This is a genomic window from Streptomyces sp. NBC_00859, from assembly GCF_045161865.1.
GTDB lineage: Bacteria > Actinomycetota > Actinomycetes > Streptomycetales > Streptomycetaceae > Streptomyces.
Genome location: NZ_CP108826.1, coordinates 5,430,666 through 5,448,099, shown reverse-complemented (window position 1 = coordinate 5,448,099; position 17,434 = coordinate 5,430,666). Strand labels below are relative to the sequence as shown.

Sequence of the window (17,434 nt, the reverse complement as noted above, 5' to 3'; positions counted from 1 at the left end):
GTTGTGTAACAGCGGTTAGCGGGCGGCAGGAGGATGGGCATCTCCGGGTCATGAACCGCGACACCTCCCTCTGCGGCGAGACCTCGTTCCCGCTCTCCCCCCGTTCCCTCTGCCACTCCGGCGGCGTCCACAGCCGGGTGCTCTCCGCGCCGCAGCTGCGCGAGCACGGGGTGACGGCGGCCCGTGCGGCCGCCCAGTGCCGTCCCGGAGGCCCCTGGCAGCAGCTGCTGCCAGGGGTCTTCGTGCTGCATACGGGCCCGCCGACCAGCGAGGAACGGCTGCACGCCACGCTGCTGTACGCCGGGCGGCCGCCGGCGGAACGTGCCGCCGCGGTGCCGGTCCAGCCGCGGCACGGGGTGGTACAGGACAGCACCGCCGGTCATTCGCGGTACGGCAACACGATGGTCACCGGGCTCGCGGCGCTCGCTCTGCACGGCTTCTCGGCCGCTCCCCCGCTGATCTCCGTCGACCGGATCGATGTCCTGGTACCGCGTACCCGCAGGCTCCGCTCGACGGGATGCGCCCGGATCGTCCGCGCCCACACCCTGCCGGGGGCCCTGCAGATCGCCGGGGTGCCGGTGGCACCCGTCGAGCGGGCGCTGGCCGACGCGGTGGCCGGGCTGCCGGAGGCGGACGCCGTGCGCCGGCTGCTCACCGAGGCGGTGCGCGGCGGCCACTGCGAACCGGCTGCCCTCGTCAGGGAGCTGACCCTGGCCCGGCTGCTCTCCCGGGACCATGTGGCGGACGCGGTGGACTCGCTGCTGGCGGAGGGCCGTTCGCTCGCGGAGGGCAGGCTGTACGGACTGGTGCGCGACCACCGGCTGCCCGACCCGCTGTGGAATGTGGAACTGCGCCTTCCCGGCGGGCCTTCGCTCGGAGGCGTGGACATCTACTGGCCGCAGGAGGCGGTCGCGGTGGAGCTGGACACCCGGCCGGCGGCCGGCGGCCCGGGGCGCGGGTCTCGGGGCGGCTCCGGTGCGGCGGCCCGGCGCCCGTCCGCCGGCGCGGCCGCACCGGACCGGGAGGAGGACGTGCTCGGTTCGCCGTACGCCCGCAAGCGCGACCATCTGGAACGGCTCGGGATCACCGTCGTACACCTGACGCCGGCCAAACTGCGCGACACCCCCGCACAGCAGGCGACGGTGGTGCGGACCGCGCTGATGGCGGCCGAGGACCGTGCCCCCGCCGCCTATGTGGTGGTTCTGCCCCGCTGAGCCGCGGCCGCGAGGAGCCCCGACCGCCCGGCGCCGCGGGTGGGTCAGCGCTTCCGCAGGACCAGTTCGGCGTTCCGGTCACCGGCCGTGCCCGAGAGATCCGTGCGGGCGCCGGGCGCGTTGAAGGACAGCTCCCGGTAGAGCGCGGCCAGGCCGGTCTGGGAGAGGTCGGTGAAGTCCGTGCGGTGCGGGGCAGCCGACTCGACCAGGGTGGTGAGGAGCGAGAGCGTGCCGTCCTTGTTGTCGGCCAGCTCGAAGACCCGGGCGAGCTGCGGGAAGTCGATGTGCGACGCGGTGGTGACCTCCCAGAACGTGCCGTGCGGCTGGATCTTGTTGCGATGGCTGTGACCGTTGATCCAGGCGACCGCGTTACGGTGCCGCTCCAGCAGCGCGACGAGCTCCGCGCCCGAGTGGTTCCGTTCGCCGGGCCGGGCCGGGTCGGGGTGGGTGTTGGTGATGGTCCAGCTGTTGTGGTGGCTGAAGACGACGACGTACTCGTCCGGGTGGTCCTTCAGCGTCCGCTCCAGCCAGTTCAGCTGGGCGGTGCCCACCGTGCCGGTGAAGTGGCCGCCCCGGCCCGTGGTGTCGAGGCTGACACCGAGGACGCCGGGTGCCACCGGGAAGCTGTAGTAGAGGGTGTCGCTGTCGAGGTTGGCCCGGGTGTAGCCGTGTCCCACGGGCCCGGCGCCCGCGTGCGCGGGGTCGAGGTGGGCGGCGAGGTACTCGCGAGGGGTGAAGGGGGCGCGGGCCGGGTCCGGGGTGACCGGGCGCAGGTCCTTCCCGTGCCTGCGGACCAGAGCGGCGAAGTGGCTGCCGTCGTAGTCCCCGTTCTTCTGGTCCGTGGCCAGCTGGGCCCGCGCCTCGGCGGCCGGGATCTCGTAGAGCTTCCGGCCGCCGGCGGCGAAATCGGACAGGAAGTGCCCCCGGGCCGCCATCGATCCGCTGCTGAGCGAGTCGTGGTTGCCGACGGTCGAGTACCAGGGCATACGCAGCCCCGGGCTGTCGACGGAGCGGACGGCCGCCGCCAGGAAGCCGTCGATGTGCGGGAAGCCGCGCTGCTTGTCCGTGTCGCGCAGGGTCGCGTCCGGGTGCCAGAAGTGGGCGATGCCGGAGTCCTGGACCCCTTCGTAGCGGTGCGGGTCGCCGGTGTTGGGGGTGATGCGCCCGCCGCTCATCACGGCGAGGAACCAGCCGAGTTCGGCGTGGGAGTTGTTGTCGGTGTTGTCGCCCGTGGTCATCGCGAAGGAGAGCGGTGCCCCGGTCGCGGGGCCCGCGCGCAGTGCGTTGACCCGCTCGATCAGAGAGACCGCGCCGGGCACCGTGAGTGCTTCCTGGGGGCGCCAGGAGGCGGTGTCGGCGGGGCGCAGGAACTCTCCGCGCACCGGGTGCTGGACGTCGGTGAGATGCAGGTCGGTGAGCTGGACGAAGGCGGCGAGCACGGTGCGCCGGGCGGCGCGCCCGGAGCCTGCGGCGGCGAGCTGGGTCCGTACCACCCGGTCCCAGCCGGGGCCGTCGCCCAGCCGCCGGTAGCCGCTGCCCGGGTGACCGGTGCGGGGGGCCGCCGCTGTGAGCAGGGTGGTGCCGTCACGCGACGGCGCGGCGGGGGCAGTGGGCACGGAACGGAGCGCGGCGGGTACGGCGGCGCCGGGCGCGGGCGGGGCGGGTGCGGCAGGGGTGGCGGAGGCGCCACCGCCGGTCGCGACGGCCGTACCGACGCCCGCCACGGCTGCGGCGCCGGCGGCGGCGAGAAAGGCACGGCGGTCGAGTGCGCGGGTGGCGGAACGCATACGTGACATGGCTCGGTCTCCCCGGGTGCGAACGCGTCTGCTGGGACTGCGGGGCTGGTACTCCCCGCTCCTCTGGATGGTTGGCAGCGGGCATGACCTGTGCGTGAACGAGGCCGCAACAGGCAACACCGATCACCGCACAGGGATCACCCGCGGCCGTGAGGCGTCGCCGGGGACGGTGTACGGCCGGACGCGGCGTACGTGATACCGCGAATGTGTGAAAGATCCCAACCGTGCGAAATGACGTGTGAGCGGCAGGGCCTCGGGGCAGGCACCAGAACCGGCACCCGACCCGCTGTCCGCCCCCCGGACAATGGATTGGACAAGGTGCCGCTGGTCATACGCATGATGGTGTGGCCAGCCATGGCCGCCCATGGCCGGCAGTTACGCGCAGCAGGTGCGCAGTGAGTACGGAGGAGTCACCGTGAGGGTCGGAATCGTCGGAGCCACCGGTCAGGTCGGCACAGTCATGCGCAAGATCCTCGCCGAGCGGGAGTTCCCGGTCGACGAGCTGCGGCTGTTCGCCTCCGTGCGCTCCGCGGGCACCACCCTCGCCTGGCAGAGCAAGGGCGTCACCGTCGAGGACGCGGCCACGGCCGACTACTCCGGCCTGGACATCGTGCTGTTCTCGGCCGGCGGTGCCACCTCCAAGGCGCTTGCCGAGAAGGTCGCCGCCCAGGGCCCCGTCGTGATCGACAACTCCTCGGCCTGGCGTCGCGACCCCGAGGTCCCGCTGGTCGTCTCCGAGGTCAACCCGCACGCCATCGCGGACCGCCCCAAGGGCATCATCGCCAACCCGAACTGCACCACGATGGCCGCCATGCCGGTGCTGCGCCCGCTGCACGACGAGGCCGGGCTGGAAGCGCTGATCGTCGCCACGTACCAGGCCGTTTCCGGCTCGGGTGTGGCCGGCGTCGCCGAGCTGCACGGCCAGGCGGCCAAGGTCGTCACGGACGCGGACCGGCTGACCCACGACGGCAGCGCCGTGGACTTCCCCGAGCCGGGCGTCTACAAGCGCCCGATCGCCTTCAACGTACTGCCGCTGGCCGGTGCGATCGTCGACGACGGCTCCTTCGAGACGGACGAGGAGCAGAAGCTCCGCAACGAGTCCCGCAAGATCCTGGAGATCCCGGAGCTGAAGGTGTCCGGCACCTGCGTCCGGGTCCCGGTCTTCTCCGGCCACTCCCTCCAGATCAACGCCCGCTTCGCCCGCCCCCTCACGGTGGAGCGCGCCTACGAGCTGCTGAAGGCGGCTCCGGGCGTGGAGATCTCCGAGATCCCGACCCCCCTCCAGGCCGCCGGTACGGACCCGTCGTACGTGGGCCGGATCCGCAGCGACGAGACCGTGGAGAACGGCCTGGCCCTCTTCGTCTCCAACGACAACCTCCGCAAGGGCGCCGCGCTGAACGCGGTACAGATCGCGGAGCTGGTCGCCCAGGAGCTCAGCGCCTGAAGTGCCCCGGGGCCGAGCCCCGCTGCGGCCTGCGCACCTCGAAGTGGAAGCACCCGTACTCGACGGCCCTGACATGTACCAGGGCGACGTCCGGGTCGGCGAACGCTTCCGCGAAGGTCCGGTCGAAACTGTCGGCGGCCGTCTCCTGGATCTCCAGGAGGCGGCCGCCGGCTATGTGCCCCTCCGCGTTGTAGCGGCGCACTGTCCGCAGCGCGCCGGGCCTGCTGAAGGGGTAGCCGCCGGCCTGACCGGCCGGGCCCCCGCACTCCTGTGCATGGATGAAGACCGGCCCCTGCTCGTCGTAGGCACCGGGCCTGGCCCCGGACCGGGCGGCCCAGCGGCGCAGTGGGGCGTAGGAGACAAGAGCGATCTCCTCACCGCGCCTGCTCGGCCGCAGACAGCAGCGGAGCGGGGCGCCGCCCTCGTCGTCGGCGTACGGGGCGCAGGGGCGGCCCGCGTCGTCGGCCCGACGGAGTTCCCTGAGAGCGGCGGGGGCGATCGGCAGCACGGTCCAGTTCGTGTCCATGGCTCCAGGCTCCCCCCGGACGCCGGCGTTCTCCGGCGGAATCCGGACGTGGCTCTCGGCGCGGAAGCCGGGGCCGGGAACGCGTATCAGCGCCGCCCGGCGGCAAGGGACCGCCGGAGGTGACGGGCTCGGACCCCGCTGACCCGCACTCCCCTCCTTCGCGCCGTCCCGGCGTGGAAGGATGAACGGAAACGTCACATACCGAGGAGATCCCCAGGTGCCTGGCACGAATCTGACCCGCGAAGAGGCCCAGCAGCGGGCGCGTCTGCTGACCGTGGACGCGTACACGATCGACCTCGATCTCAGCGGTGCGCAGGAGGGCGGCACCTACAGGTCCGTGACCACCGTGCGCTTCCGGAGCACGGAGGCCGGGGCCGATACCTTCATCGACCTGATCGCGCCGACCGTGCACGAGGCCGTCCTGAACGGCACGCCCCTGGACGCCGCCGCCGTCTTCAAGGACTCGCGCATCGCGCTCCCCGGGCTGCTCGCCGGGGAGAACGAACTGCGGGTCGTCGCGGACTGCGCGTACACCAACACCGGCGAGGGACTGCACCGCTTCGTCGACCCGGTCGACGACCAGGCGTACCTCTACACCCAGTTCGAGGTCGCCGACGCACGGCGGGTCTTCGCCAACTTCGAGCAGCCGGACCTGAAGGCGACCTTCCAGTTCACCGTGAAGGCGCCCGACGGCTGGACCGTGATCTCCAACTCGCCGACGCCCGAACCGCGCGACCACGTCTGGGAGTTCGAGGCGACGCCGCGCATGTCGACCTACATCACGGCTCTCATCGTCGGCCCGTACCACTCGGTGCACAGCAGCTACGAGAAGGACGGCGTGTCCGTCCCGCTCGGGATCTACTGCCGTCCCTCGCTCGCCGAGTTCCTCGACTCGGACGCGATCTTCGACGTCACCCGGCAGGGCTTCGACTGGTTCCAGGAGAAGTTCGACTACGCGTACCCGTTCGCCAAGTACGACCAGCTCTTCGTCCCGGAGTTCAACGCGGGCGCCATGGAGAACGCGGGCGCGGTGACCATTCGCGACCAGTACGTCTTCCGTTCCAAGGTCACGGACGCCGCGTACGAGACGCGCGCCGAGACGATCCTGCACGAGCTGGCCCACATGTGGTTCGGCGACCTCGTCACGATGGAGTGGTGGAACGACCTCTGGCTGAACGAGTCGTTCGCCACGTACACGTCCATCGCCTGCCAGGCGTACGCGGACGGTTCCCGGTGGCCGCAGTCGTGGACGACGTTCGCCAACTCCATGAAGACCTGGGCCTACCGGCAGGACCAGCTGCCGTCGACGCACCCGATCATGGCCGAGATCACCGACCTGGACGACGTCCTGGTCAACTTCGACGGCATCACGTACGCCAAGGGCGCATCGGTGCTCAAGCAGCTCGTCGCCTATGTCGGCATGGACGAGTTCTTCCAGGGCGTGCAGGCGTACTTCAAGCAGCACGCCTTCGGCAACACCCGCCTCTCCGACCTGCTCGGCGCGCTGGAGAAGACCTCGGGACGTGACCTGAAGGCCTGGTCGAAGGCGTGGCTGGAGACCGCGGGGATCAACATCCTGCGCCCGGAGATCGAGGTGGACGGCGCCGGTCACGTCACCTCCTTCGCCGTACGGCAGGAGGCGCCCGCGCTGCCCGCGGGTGCCAAGGGCGAACCGACCCTGCGCCCGCACCGCATCGCCATCGGCTGCTACGACCTGGACGCGGACGGCAAGCTGGTCCGTACGGACCGGATCGAGCTGGACGTCGAGGGCGAGCGCACCGAGGTGCCGTTCCCGCGGGACACCCCGCGCCCCGCGGTCATCCTGCTCAACGACGACGACCTGTCGTACGCGAAGGTGCGTCTCGACGAGGAGTCGCTGCGCGTCGTCACCGAGCACCTCGGCGACTTCGCCGAGTCGCTGCCGCGCGCCCTCTCCTGGGCATCCGCCTGGGACATGACCCGTGACGGTGAACTGGCCACCCGCGACTACCTGGCGCTCGTGCTCTCCGGCATCTCCAAGGAGTCGGACATCGGCGTCGTCCAGTCGCTGCACCGCCAGGTGAAGCTCGCCCTCGACATGTACGCGGACCCCGCGTGGCGCGAGGCCGGGCTGACCCAGTGGACGGACGCGACGCTGGCGCACCTGCGGGCCGCCGACGCCGGCAGCGACCACCAGCTGGCGTGGGCCCGCGCCTTCGCGTCGACGGCGCGCACGCCGCTCCAGCTCGATCTGCTGAACGGGCTGCTCGAAGGCGAGGAGTCGATCGAGGGGCTGGCCATCGACACCGAGCTGCGCTGGGCGTTCGTGCACCGGCTGGCATCGGTCGGCCGGTTCGACGAGGAGGAGATCGCGGGCGAGCTGCTGCGCGACAGGACGTCGGCGGGCGAGCGGCATGCGGCGAGCGCCCGTGCGGCACGTCCGACGGAGGCCGCGAAGGCCGAGGCCTGGGCATCGGTCGTGGAGTCCGACCAGCTTCCGAACGCCGTCCAGGAAGCGGTCATCGGCGGCTTCGTGCAGACGGACCAGCGCGAGGTCCTCGCTCCGTACACGGAGAAGTACTTCGCCGCGGTCAAGGACGTCTGGGAGACCCGCAGCCACGAGATGGCCCAGCAGGTGGCGATCGGTCTCTTCCCGGCGCTGCAGGTGTCGCAGGAGACCCTGGACGCGACGGACGCGTGGCTGGGCTCCGCCGCGCCGAGCGCCGCGCTGCGGCGCCTGGTGTCCGAGTCACGGTCGGGCGTGGAGCGGGCGCTCCGGGCACAGGCCGCTGACGCCGCTGCGGCGCACGCCTAGCACATGCGGGAGCGGGCGGTGCGGCCCCGTGGGGCCGCACCGCCCGCCCTTACCTCTGTCCAGGGTTCCCCCCGGCCTCCGGACAGAGGTCGACCTGCCGGGTCCGGGACGGATCAGGACCCGTTGTAGCGGCGGCGCAGCTCCGCGGTGCCCGCCTCGGTGAACGTGCCGTGCAGGCGCATCCGGGCCACACCGCCGTCGGGGAAGGTGTCCAGGCGGACGTGGGTGACGACCGCCTCGTCCGCGAGCTTGAAGCGGTGCAGGGTGTCGGGCTGGAGCTGGGTGCGCGGGATGATCTCGAACCACTCGCCCGACTCGCCGTCGCGGCCGCTCAGTGCGATCCAGCCGGCGGCGTTGCCCTTGAGGTAGGCCGTGTCGATCTCCACGGCGCGTACGGTGCCCTGCGCGGCCAGCCGGAAGCGGACCCAGTCGTTGGTGTCGCGGACGCGGCGGCGGCGGTTCTCCCAGCCGTCGTCCATCTTGCGGGAGGTGCCGGGCAGGATGATCTGGGTCGGCGAGGAGTAGAAGCGGTCCGACGCGTCCTCGTAAGCGGCGCCGTTGAGCACCGAGGCCAGGTCGACCGTGGAGAGCAGGCCGAGCCACTCGGGGTCGGGCACGACCTCACCGTGCACGCGGAGGCGGGCGACGCCGCCGTCGGGGTGCTGGCAGAGCCGGACGTGGGTGTAGACGCGGTCACCGGTGATCTCGAAGGCGTTGGCCGCGTGGCCGAGCACGGGGGACCGCGGGACGATCTCCTCCCACTTCACGTCGTCGGCGAGCAGCTCGTCGGGGCTCGGGGAGCCTTCCACCATGGCGCCCTGGACCGATATCTGCTGCGGGTAGTTGCCGCGGAAGTGGGCGGTGTCCACGATGATCCCGCGGATGATGCCGGGGGCTCCGAGCCTGACCAGCGCCCAGTCGTGGTCGTCCGGGGTCGGGAAGGGGGTCTCGGCGGAGGCACCGCGCCTGCGGCGGGTCTCCCAGCCGTCCATGATCTTGCCCTTGTGGCCGAAGCGCTCGGGGTCGAAGACGGCCCGCTCCTGGACGAGGAGGTTCTCGCGCTCGGCGAAGAACTCGTCATTGGCGGCGACCACACCCGCACCGAGGCGGCGGTCCGCCAGGTCGACCAGCTCCGTGAAGGCGTGGTTCCCGCTGCGGTAGTCGGCGTACGGGTCGCCACCGCCGTACGGGGCCGCATCGTTGGCGTGGGGGTCCTGGAAGCTCGGTGCATCGGTGGAAGTCATGGTCAGACCTTCACCCAGAACCAACGATCACGTCCATCGAAAGTTTCCACAGAATCCTTTCAGTGGAACTGAACGATGCTACGGAAGCCCGTCCCTTCCGCCCGCCACCTCGCGCAGCGAGTCGAGGACCCTGCTGACCGCGGTGCCCCCTTCGGCTCCGCGCCGCACTGCCGCGATCACATGGCGCAGGGGCTGGTCGGCATTCAGCACCCGGGTCACCACTCCCGTGCGCCGCTCCTCCCCCACCGCCATCCTGGGCACCAGCGCGACCCCCATTCCCGCCTCCACCATGGCCAGGATCGCCGTCCAGCCGGCCGCGCTGTGCGCCTGCTCGGGGACGAATCCGGCGGCCTCGCAAGCCGCCGTGGTGATCTCAGACCAGGGGCCGCTGCCGCCGAAGATCCAGGCCTCGCCGGAGAGATCGGCGAGCCGCAGCCCCTCCGCGGCAGCAAGCGGGTGACCGGCGGGCAGCGCCACATCGAGCGGGTCGGCCAGCAGCCGTACCCGGGTGAAGCGCGGGTCGCGGGCCGTCGGAGTGTGGGCGGCGAGGGAGATCGCCAGGTCCACGTCGCCGGCCGAGAGCAGTTGGTACGCCTCGGCCGCCTCCGCCTCACGGATCCGGACGTCGATCGCGGGGTGGCTGCGGCGCAGAGCCTCCACCGCCGGGACCACCAGGGCGGGGACAGCGGTGGAGAAGGCGCCCACCCGTACCTCGCCGGCCTCACCCTGGAGGTAGCCGGCCAGCTCGGCGTCCGCGCGCTCCAGCTGGGCGAAGACCGCCTCGGCGTGCCGGAGGACCAGATGGGCCGCGTCGGTGAGTCTGACCCGCCTGCCGTGGGCCACGAGCAGCGGTACGCCGAGCTGCTTCGCGAGGTTGGAGAGCTGCTGGGAGACGGCCGACGGAGTCATCCGGAGCACCTCGGCGGTGGCGGTGACGGTGCCCCGCTCGTTCAGGGTGCGGAGGATCTGGAGCTTCCGGATGTCCCACTCGGTCATGCCCGCAACCTATCCCCCGCCGCACGGACCGCCCGGCACGGAAGCGGGAGGTACGGCACGGCGAAGCGGCACGTACGGCACGGGGAGCACCGGACCGGCGGGCGCGCAACGCGCAGGTGCCGCGCAGCCGTCAGGACGGCTCCGCGGCACCTCGCGTGAAGAGACTGGGTCTCAGGCCTTCTTACGTGACTTGTCGAGGACCATCACCAGTCCGGCGATGATCCCGAACAGCACGAGCGGTGTGATCACAAAGAGGCCGATCGTGTCGAAGACACTCAGACCGGAACCGGGGTCGTCGCCGTCGTCGCGGGTCAGCGCGAGCGCGGGGGACGACATGAGCAGCATCATCAGCGTCGTACCGGCTGCTACGGCTCCGGCGCGCAGGGCGTTCTTCTTGTCCACGGACCAAACGTAGCGAACGGCTGAGCGGTCTGCGCGCCCGGGGGTGCCGTACGCGGCCGGAACTCAGCCATCAGGCGGTGCAGACGGGGCGAAGCGGCCACTTGCTCCAGGGTCATCGGTCTGCCCTGCGGGCCGGCGACCGGCAGCCGCCAGTTGGGATATTCGTCCCAGGTGCCGGGGAGATTCTGCGGCCGGCGGTCGCCGACCGCGTCCGGCAGCCAGATGCCGGTCATCCGGGCCGGGGTGTGCAGCAGGAACCGGTAGACCGCGCGGACCTCCCCCTCCTCGTCGCCGGACCCCTCCGGCAGCAGTCCGAGCCGGGAGAGACAGCCGAGCCACTCGGCGAGTTCGGCCTTGCTCTCTGCCTGCTCCTGAGCCAGTGGACGCGTCAGCAGGCCCAGGCGGTGGCGGAGTTCGACATGTTCACCGGTCAGCCGGGCCGCGGTGGACGGCAGATCGTGGGTGGTGGCGGTGGCCACACACCCCTCACGCCACTTCCCGGGCTCCAGCGGCCGCCCGGTGCCGCTCCAGTCCCGCTCGAACCAGAGCACCGAAGTGCCGAGCACGCCACGGCGCGAGAGGGATTCACGGACGCCGGGCTCGACCGTGCCGAGGTCCTCGCCGATGACGGCCGCGCCCGCCAGATGGGCCTCCAGCACGAGCACGGCCAGCATCGCATCAGCGTCATAACGGACATACGTTCCAGAGGTGGGGTCGCCGCCCTCCGGTACCCACCAGAGCCGGAAGAGGCCCATCACATGGTCGATCCGGAGCGCTCCCGCGTTCCGCAGGATGCCCCGCAGCAGTCCGCGGTAGGGCGCGTAACCGGAAGCGGCTAGCGCATCGGGCCGCCAGGGCGGCAGACCCCAGTCCTGGCCGCGGGCGTTGAAGGCGTCCGGCGGGGCGCCGACGGACATCCCCGCGGCGAACGTGTCCTGCTGGGCCCAGGCGTCGGCGCCGTCCGGGTGCACGCCGACAGCGAGATCGTGGACCAGGCCGATCTCCATCCCCGCCTCGCGGGCGGCACGCTGGGCGTCGGCGAGCTGGGCGTCGGTCAGCCATGCGAGCCACATGTGGAAGTCGACGCGGTGCTGGAGCGCCGCACGCGCGCGGGCGGTCTCGTGCGACCGGGGGTCGCGGAGAGCCGCGGGCCAGGAGTGCCAGTCGGGCCCGTGCTCCTCGGCCAGGGCACACCAGGTCGCGTGGTCCTCCAGCGGGCGGCCCTGCGCGGCGAGGAAGTCGGCGTAGGCGGCGCGTCTGCCGGGGCCGAGCGGAACCGGGTAGATCAGCTCCAGCGCTTCCCTCTTCAGCTCCCACACGGCGTCGCGGTCGATCAGGGCACCGCCGTCGAGCACCGCGGCCCGCAGCCCGGCCGCCCGGCCGAGATGGCTGTGGTCCTCGACGTACGCGTACTCGGGGACCGCCTCGACCCGCAGATGGACCGGGTCCGGGAAGCGCCGGGACGACGGCCGGTAGGGCGAGGGGTCGGTGGGCGCCCCGGGCGCCGCCGCGTGCAGCGGGTTCACCTGGACGAAGCCGGCCCCGTGCACCCGCCCCGACCAGGCTGCCAGATCGGCCAGATCGCCGAGGTCGCCCATGCCCCAGGAGCGGGCGGAGAGCAGGGAGTAGAGCTGCACCAGGAAGCCGTGGCTGCGGCCCGGCGGCTGGGGCACCCGTTCGGGTGCGACCACGAGTGCCGACCGCGCCGTGCGCCCGTCGCCCGCCTCCGCATGCAACCGGTGCACGCCGAGCGGCAGTTCCTGCCACTTGTCGAGAGTGTGTCCCTGCTCCGTCTCGATCCGCAGCCGGGTTCCCGGCGGGAGGTCCCGCACGGCCGCGGGCCGCTCACCGGGTCGGGCGACCACGGTCGGCGGCAGCAACCGGTTCGCCAGGGCCGCCTCGTGGCGGCACAGCGCCGCACTGACCGCCTCCGGTGTCGACGCGTCGATGTCGAGCGCGGCGAGCACCGCGATGACGGTGGCGTCGCAGACCGGGACGGTGACGTCCTCGGACGGTGCGTAGCTGGTGGCGACTCCGTGCAGCGCGGCGAGCCTGGCAAGGCTCATGCGGACTCCCCGTTCAGGCTCCGGTCAGATCCCGGCAGCCGTGCCGTATGCGGTTGGCTCACTGGTCAACGGGGTGAAGTCGGCGAGCGGCGGCTCGCTGGTGAGGGGTGCGACATCGGAGAGTGGCGGCTCACTCGTCAGCGGCAGCTCCATGGAGCAGGTGCTCGCGTCGGGGTCGGGCATCAGGTCCGGCACGAGCTCCGGAACAGTCTCCGGGACAGGTTTGGACAGGGCCGAGAGCAGAAGCTGCGCTGAAGCGGCCACGAGAATCTCCGTAAGGTCGGCTACGAGGTTGGATTCAAGCCCTACCCAGCGGGCGCGGCCCCATCCGTATTCGTTTCACCAACGTGCGCCGGGTCACATTCCGTTCCCCCGCAGAGGAATTGTCCACACCACCACCGGATCGGGCAATTCCGGCACACCGCTCGTGCGGGGCCGGAGCGCGCGGGCCCGCGCGCTCCTCCCGGTACCGGGAAGCGCCGCGGACCGATGAACCGACAACCGGCGGAACGGCGATAGGGAGAGCGTGAGACTGTTCCGCTCCCTCGGGGGAGACACCGAAGACGGCGGGGACGCCGGGGACGCGGCGCTGCTGCGGGCCGTGGCCAAGGGCGATCCGGCCGCGCTGGCCGCCCTCTACGACCGGCACGCGGGCTGGCTGCACGCACGGCTCACCCGCAGGTGCGCCGACCCCGACCTCGTGCGGGAGGTTCTGCAGGACACCTTCGTCACTGTCTGGCGGTCCGCGGGCTCGCACCGGGGCGACGAGGCCGGCGGCTGGCTGTGGGTGATCGCGGGCCGCCGGCTGGTCGACGCCCACCGGGCACAGGCACGCGCGGCCCGCACGGAGAGCGTCGCGCACGACATGACGCCGGTGGCACCCTCGGCCGAGGACCGGGTCCTGGCCGGGATCGAGTACGGCGACGTCGGCACCGCGCTCGACCGGATATCGCCGGAGCTGCGCGATGTGCTGCGCGCCACGGTCATCGACGGGCTGACCACCCGCGAGGCCGCGCAGCTCCTCGGCATCCCGGAGGGGACGGTCAAGACCCGTGCGATGCGCGCCCGGCGTGAACTGCGCGCCGCACTGGCCCGGATGGCACCTGAGGCAGGACCCCTGGGAGGAACGGCATGAGCAGCCCGGACACCGCGCCGTACCCGTGGCACGTCGACGGAGCCCTCGCGGCCCGCTACGCGTCGGGAGGGGCAGCGGAGAAGGACGCCTGGTCACTGGAGAAGCACGTCGAGGTGTGCGGCGCGTGCGCGGCGCGGGTGTCGGCCGCCGTGCGGGGGTCGGCGGCCGGTCCCGCGCTGGCGGATGTCAGGAGCGCCGTGCTCGGCGCGGCCCGCGCGTCCCGGGCCGCCGGGGGGCGGCCCGGGACCTTCCGCGGTACGCCGTACAGCCGCTGGGCGGTGCGCGGCCGAGGGGCGGGCCGAATCCTCTGGACGGCCGGGCCCGCGCTGCGGGGTCCCTGGGTGGTAGCGGTGGTCCTGGTCGTACTGGGGGCCGCCGGGCTGGCCCACGGGGCCGGTTTCACCGGTGCCAGGACCGCGCTGCTGGCCCTGGCACCGGTGGTGCCGGTCGCCGGGGTCGCCATGTCGCACGGGCGGCACGCCGACCCGATGCACGAGATCGTCGCCTCGGCCCCGTCCGGCGGGCTGCGGCTGCTCCTGATCCGGACCGCGGCCGTGCTGCTGGCCGGTGTGCCGCTGCTCACAGGCGCGGAAGCGCTGCTGCCGGCCGGAGACGGTGTGCCGGGCGCTGCCACCTGGCTGCTGCCCGGACTGGCCCTGACCCTGGGCTCGCTGGCGCTCGGCTCGTACGTGGGCTGCCGGGCCGCGGCCGCCGTACTGGGCGCCGTATGGGCCTGCGCGGTGCTGTTGCCGGTCGCGGCGGCAGGACGGTCCGGCGGGCCGTATCTGTTCGGTGCGCTGTCCGAGCAGCTCTCGCACCTCGTCTCCGGCTCGTCCGTCCAGAGCGGCTGGGCTGCCGCGGCCTCACTCTGCGCCGGGCTGCTGGCCCTGCGCCGTCACTCGTTCGACCGGATGGAGAAGGCATGAGCACCACCACGGGCACGACAGCGCTGCGGAGCGGGCCGGACGGGCGGCCCTCCATTCGGCTCTCCGGGCTGACGGTCAGGTACCGCAGGACGACCGCGCTGGACTCCGTCGACCTCGACTTCGGTCCCGGTGTCCACGGCCTGCTCGGCCCGAACGGCGCGGGCAAGACGTCGCTGATCCGGGTGCTCGCCACCGTCGCGGCCCCGGCCTCCGGGCGATTGGAGATGATGGGCGAGGACATCGGCGGGCACCGGGGACGGACGGCGGTGCGCCGCGGACTCGGCTATCTGCCCCAGGAGTTCGGCTACTACCCGGGCTTCACGGTGCGCGAGTTCGTGGCCTATGTGGCGTGGCTGAAGGAGATGCCGCGGGCCGGGACCGCGGAGGCCGTGGAGCGCGCCGTGGACCGGGTCGGCCTCAGTGACCGCATCGACGCGAAGGTAAGGACACTCTCGGGCGGGATGATACGGCGGGTCGGCATAGCCCAGGCCGTCGTGAACGAACCGGCCGTCCTGCTCCTGGACGAACCGACAGCAGGCCTCGATCCGGAGCAGCGCGTCGAGTTCAGGGCGTTGCTCCGGGAGTTGGGCGCCGATGCCACCGTCATCGTCTCCACCCACCTGGTGGAGGACGTCGCGGGCGCCTGTACGGAGGTGACGCTCATCGAGGCGGGCAGGGTCGCCTACCGCGGCACACCGGCCTCCCTGGCCGCCATCGGCGAGAGCTCCGCGGGCCATGACTGCGACGGCAACGCCATCGAGCGCGGTTACACGGCCGCCCTGCGCGAACACCGCGCGGGCAGTCCGCTCACCGCACGGTCCGCACGGTGAGCCCGGTCCGCACCGCGAGTGAGGCGGTCCGTACGCCTCCGGCCGCCGGGCCGGCGGCGGCCCCGCGCCGCGCGCCCCGCCCCTGGGGCGCCGAAGTGCGTGGCGGGCTCGCCCCCTGGGGAGCAGCAGCCATGTTCCTCAACCTGCTCGTGCCACTGGCCGCCAAGGCCGCCCACTGGCAGGGGAGCTGGGCGCAGACGGAGTACGAACTGCACGTCCTCGCCTCGCTGCTCGGTGGCTCGCTGGCCGCGGCCACGGGCTGCTGGCAGGGCGGCAGGGAGCGCAGACGCGGTACGGCCGAGCTGCGGGCCTCGGCCCCGCGTGGCCCGCTCGCCCAGTTCCTGACGGCGTCCCTGCCGGTGGCGGCCGGCCTGGCCGTGGGCTACCTGGCAGTCTCCGCGACGGCGCTGCTGGCCAGTTGGCCCTACGTCTCGTCGGGCGGCCCCCGGTTCTCCGCACTTGCGGCTGACGCCCTGTACCTGGTGGCGATGACGCTCGTCGGACACACCGTGGGGCGGCTGGTGAGCTGGCGGCCGACTGCTCCCGTGCTCGCCGTCTGCGCGTACGCCGTCCTCGGTGTGCCCAGCTATCAGGGGGGTGAGGTCCGCTATCTCGACCCCGCGCTCCAGTACGGCACCGGTGAGGAACTGCCCGTGTGGTGGCACCCGTACGCGATGGTGCTCTGGACCTGTGGTCTCGCCGTGGCGGTGGTGCTCGTGTACGCGGCGGGCGGCCGCCGGGCCCGCACCGTGGCCCTGCTGCCGCTGGCCGCCGCGTGCGGCGCCGCCGTGCTCATCGTGCACTCGGGCGCCTCGATGTGGCGCGAGGACCCTGCGGCGCTCCGGGAGACCTGCGCGGGGGCGGCGCCCCGGATCTGCGTCACCGCCGTGAACCGTGACCTGCTTCCGCAGGTGACCGGGGCCCTCGCCGGGATCAGCGGACGCCTCAAGGGCGTGGAGAACGCCCCGTCCCGGTTCGTCGACAGCGCAGGCCGTGTCCGGCCGGGCGACGTGGAGCTGCCGCAGTTCTTCCTCGGCCAGAACGTCGTACGGGGCCGGCTCACCGATCCGGAGCGGTTCGCCTGGGAGACCGGGGCGTCCCTGGCCCCCGGCTCCTGCGGGACGGGCAACCGGGACGGCCGCTTCAGCCGTACCAGCGGGGCCGTGCAGGACTGGCTGATCTCCAGCGGGCTGAGCGAGCGGCGCCGGGCGTCGGACGAGGAGGCCGCACGCCGGTACGGCACCGCAGCCCAAGTCGCCGATGACAAGAAGGGCCGCGCCGCTCTCGACCGGCTGACAGCCATGGGCGCCGAGGCCCGTCGCGCCTGGCTCGGCCGCTACTTCGCGGCCACACGGGGGACGTGCGACAAGGACGGGGTGCCGGCCCTGTGAACGGCACAGCTCGCGGTCTCGGCCCGTCGGTCCTGTACGCCCGTTCGCAGGGGCTCCCGCTCACCACGTACACGCTCCTGGGCACGGCCGTACTCGCCGCCTGGGCCGCCCGTGCGCTGCACGCCCACCTCGACCCGGGCCGTCTGGTGCCCGTCGTTGCGCTGGCGCCGATGCTCGCCGCCGCTGCGATCAGCACCGGTCTGTACGAGCACTCCGCCGAACTGGACCGCACAGCCGCGCGCCCCTGGTGGCCGCGGAGACTGGCCGCCCTGCTGGTTCCGACGGCGTTCGCTGCGGCTTCGCTGGCGCTCGCCGTGCCGGGCCACGCGCAGGAGTTCGGCGCCGTGGCCATGGTCCGCAATCTCCTGGGGGCCGTGGGCATCGGGGCAGCGGCCGCGGCCGTGCTCGGCGCCCGGCTCAGCTGGCTGCCTGTCGTCGCCTGTCTCAGCTCGGTGTACATGGCGGGTGCCCCGGCAGGACGCGCGGCGGCGGTGTGGGCCTGGCCCGTACAGCCGGAGACGCGGCCCGGCTCCTGGGCGGCGGCCTCACTGGTGTTCCTGGGCGGCACGGCGCTGTACACGGTGCGTGGCTCGCGCGGGGAGGGCTCCCGCGTGTGACCGCGAGCGGACACCCTCGGGAGCCCGGCGGGCTCACGAGTGCGCCCCTGCGG

The 17,434-nt window shown here is 72.7% G+C and carries 15 protein-coding genes; 8 read left to right on the top strand and 7 right to left on the bottom strand.

Annotated elements, in window-relative coordinates:
- The first annotated feature begins 50 nt into the window (after positions 1-50).
- Positions 51-1,214, top strand: a complete 1,164-nt coding sequence (locus tag OG584_RS23850) for a hypothetical protein (protein ID WP_405780768.1) — start codon at positions 51-53, stop codon at positions 1,212-1,214.
- A gap of 44 nt (positions 1,215-1,258) precedes the next feature.
- On the opposite strand, the gene OG584_RS23845 is transcribed toward OG584_RS23850, so the two are convergent.
- Positions 1,259-3,010 carry a TIGR03767 family metallophosphoesterase gene (locus OG584_RS23845; RefSeq protein WP_405780767.1) on the bottom strand — a complete coding sequence of 584 codons (1,752 nt, stop codon included), beginning with the start codon at positions 3,008-3,010 and terminating at the stop codon, positions 1,259-1,261.
- 415 nt (positions 3,011-3,425) lie between these two features.
- On the opposite strand from OG584_RS23845, the gene OG584_RS23840 reads away from it, so the two are divergent.
- Positions 3,426-4,454 carry an aspartate-semialdehyde dehydrogenase gene (locus tag OG584_RS23840; protein ID WP_405780766.1) on the top strand — a complete coding sequence of 343 codons (1,029 nt, stop codon included), beginning with the start codon at positions 3,426-3,428 and terminating at the stop codon, positions 4,452-4,454.
- Here OG584_RS23840 and OG584_RS23835 read toward each other — a convergent pair.
- Positions 4,444-4,980, bottom strand: coding sequence for a DUF1203 domain-containing protein (locus OG584_RS23835; protein WP_405780764.1), 537 nt, complete (start codon positions 4,978-4,980; stop codon positions 4,444-4,446). The genes OG584_RS23840 and OG584_RS23835 overlap by 11 nt on opposite strands.
- A 217-nt stretch (positions 4,981-5,197) precedes the next feature.
- Here OG584_RS23835 and pepN point away from each other — a divergent pair, with 217 nt between their 5' ends.
- Positions 5,198-7,774, top strand: coding sequence for an aminopeptidase N (pepN, locus tag OG584_RS23830; RefSeq protein WP_405780762.1), 2,577 nt, complete (start codon positions 5,198-5,200; stop codon positions 7,772-7,774).
- 113 nt (positions 7,775-7,887) lie between these two features.
- Here the strand turns inward: pepN and alc are convergent, their stop codons facing one another.
- From alc to OG584_RS23805, 5 genes are all read right to left on the bottom strand, one after another.
- Positions 7,888-9,018: an allantoicase gene (gene alc / locus OG584_RS23825; RefSeq protein WP_405780761.1), complete on the bottom strand. Its 1,131-nt coding sequence runs from the start codon at positions 9,016-9,018 to the stop codon at positions 7,888-7,890.
- Between the two features lie 78 nt (positions 9,019-9,096).
- Positions 9,097-10,014 (bottom strand): LysR substrate-binding domain-containing protein, encoded by a 918-nt coding sequence (locus OG584_RS23820; protein WP_405780760.1) that lies wholly within the window; start codon positions 10,012-10,014, stop codon positions 9,097-9,099.
- A gap of 171 nt (positions 10,015-10,185) precedes the next feature.
- Complete coding sequence (locus OG584_RS23815) at positions 10,186-10,416, bottom strand: hypothetical protein (protein ID WP_405780759.1); 231 nt, start codon at positions 10,414-10,416, stop codon at positions 10,186-10,188.
- Positions 10,380-12,482, bottom strand: a complete 2,103-nt coding sequence (gene malQ, locus OG584_RS23810) for a 4-alpha-glucanotransferase (RefSeq protein WP_405780758.1) — start codon at positions 12,480-12,482, stop codon at positions 10,380-10,382. Before malQ ends, OG584_RS23815 begins: the two co-directional genes overlap by 37 nt.
- 24 nt (positions 12,483-12,506) lie before the next feature.
- Positions 12,507-12,746, bottom strand: a complete 240-nt coding sequence (locus tag OG584_RS23805; RefSeq protein WP_405780757.1) for a hypothetical protein — start codon at positions 12,744-12,746, stop codon at positions 12,507-12,509.
- Positions 12,747-13,008: 262 nt separating this feature from the next.
- Between OG584_RS23805 and OG584_RS23800 the strand changes: the two genes are divergently transcribed.
- From OG584_RS23800 to OG584_RS23780, 5 genes are read left to right on the top strand one after another with little or no spacing between them, the layout of a single operon-like run.
- The gene (locus tag OG584_RS23800; RefSeq protein WP_405780756.1) at positions 13,009-13,617 is read left to right on the top strand and encodes an RNA polymerase sigma factor; all 609 of its coding nucleotides are present in this window, start codon (positions 13,009-13,011) and stop codon (positions 13,615-13,617) included.
- On the top strand, positions 13,614-14,543 hold the full coding sequence (locus OG584_RS23795; RefSeq protein ID WP_405780755.1) for a zf-HC2 domain-containing protein: 930 nt from the start codon (positions 13,614-13,616) through the stop codon (positions 14,541-14,543). Before OG584_RS23800 ends, OG584_RS23795 begins: the two co-directional genes overlap by 4 nt.
- On the top strand, positions 14,540-15,373 hold the full coding sequence (locus OG584_RS23790; RefSeq protein ID WP_405780754.1) for an ABC transporter ATP-binding protein: 834 nt from the start codon (positions 14,540-14,542) through the stop codon (positions 15,371-15,373). The genes OG584_RS23795 and OG584_RS23790 overlap by 4 nt, the downstream gene beginning before the upstream one ends.
- Positions 15,370-16,764 carry a hypothetical protein gene (locus tag OG584_RS23785; RefSeq protein WP_405780753.1) on the top strand — a complete coding sequence of 465 codons (1,395 nt, stop codon included), beginning with the start codon at positions 15,370-15,372 and terminating at the stop codon, positions 16,762-16,764. Before OG584_RS23790 ends, OG584_RS23785 begins: the two co-directional genes overlap by 4 nt.
- The gene (locus OG584_RS23780; RefSeq protein ID WP_405780752.1) at positions 16,761-17,381 is read left to right on the top strand and encodes a hypothetical protein; all 621 of its coding nucleotides are present in this window, start codon (positions 16,761-16,763) and stop codon (positions 17,379-17,381) included. Before OG584_RS23785 ends, OG584_RS23780 begins: the two co-directional genes overlap by 4 nt.
- Positions 17,382-17,434 lie beyond the last annotated feature (53 nt).

What these genes read in the sequence shown, in the direction of transcription:
- OG584_RS23850 (WP_405780768.1), top strand. Translation starts at nt 51, where the DNA reads ATGAACCGCGACACCTCCCTCTGCGGCGAGACCTCGTTCCCGCTCTCC.
- OG584_RS23845 (WP_405780767.1), bottom strand. Translation starts at nt 3,010, where the DNA reads ATGTCACGTATGCGTTCCGCCACCCGCGCACTCGACCGCCGTGCCTTT.
- OG584_RS23835 (WP_405780764.1), bottom strand. Translation starts at nt 4,980, where the DNA reads ATGGACACGAACTGGACCGTGCTGCCGATCGCCCCCGCCGCTCTCAGG.
- alc (WP_405780761.1), bottom strand. Translation starts at nt 9,018, where the DNA reads ATGACTTCCACCGATGCACCGAGCTTCCAGGACCCCCACGCCAACGAT.
- OG584_RS23820 (WP_405780760.1), bottom strand. Translation starts at nt 10,014, where the DNA reads ATGACCGAGTGGGACATCCGGAAGCTCCAGATCCTCCGCACCCTGAAC.
- malQ (WP_405780758.1), bottom strand. Translation starts at nt 12,482, where the DNA reads ATGAGCCTTGCCAGGCTCGCCGCGCTGCACGGAGTCGCCACCAGCTAC.
- OG584_RS23795 (WP_405780755.1), top strand. Translation starts at nt 13,614, where the DNA reads ATGAGCAGCCCGGACACCGCGCCGTACCCGTGGCACGTCGACGGAGCC.
- OG584_RS23790 (WP_405780754.1), top strand. Translation starts at nt 14,540, where the DNA reads ATGAGCACCACCACGGGCACGACAGCGCTGCGGAGCGGGCCGGACGGG.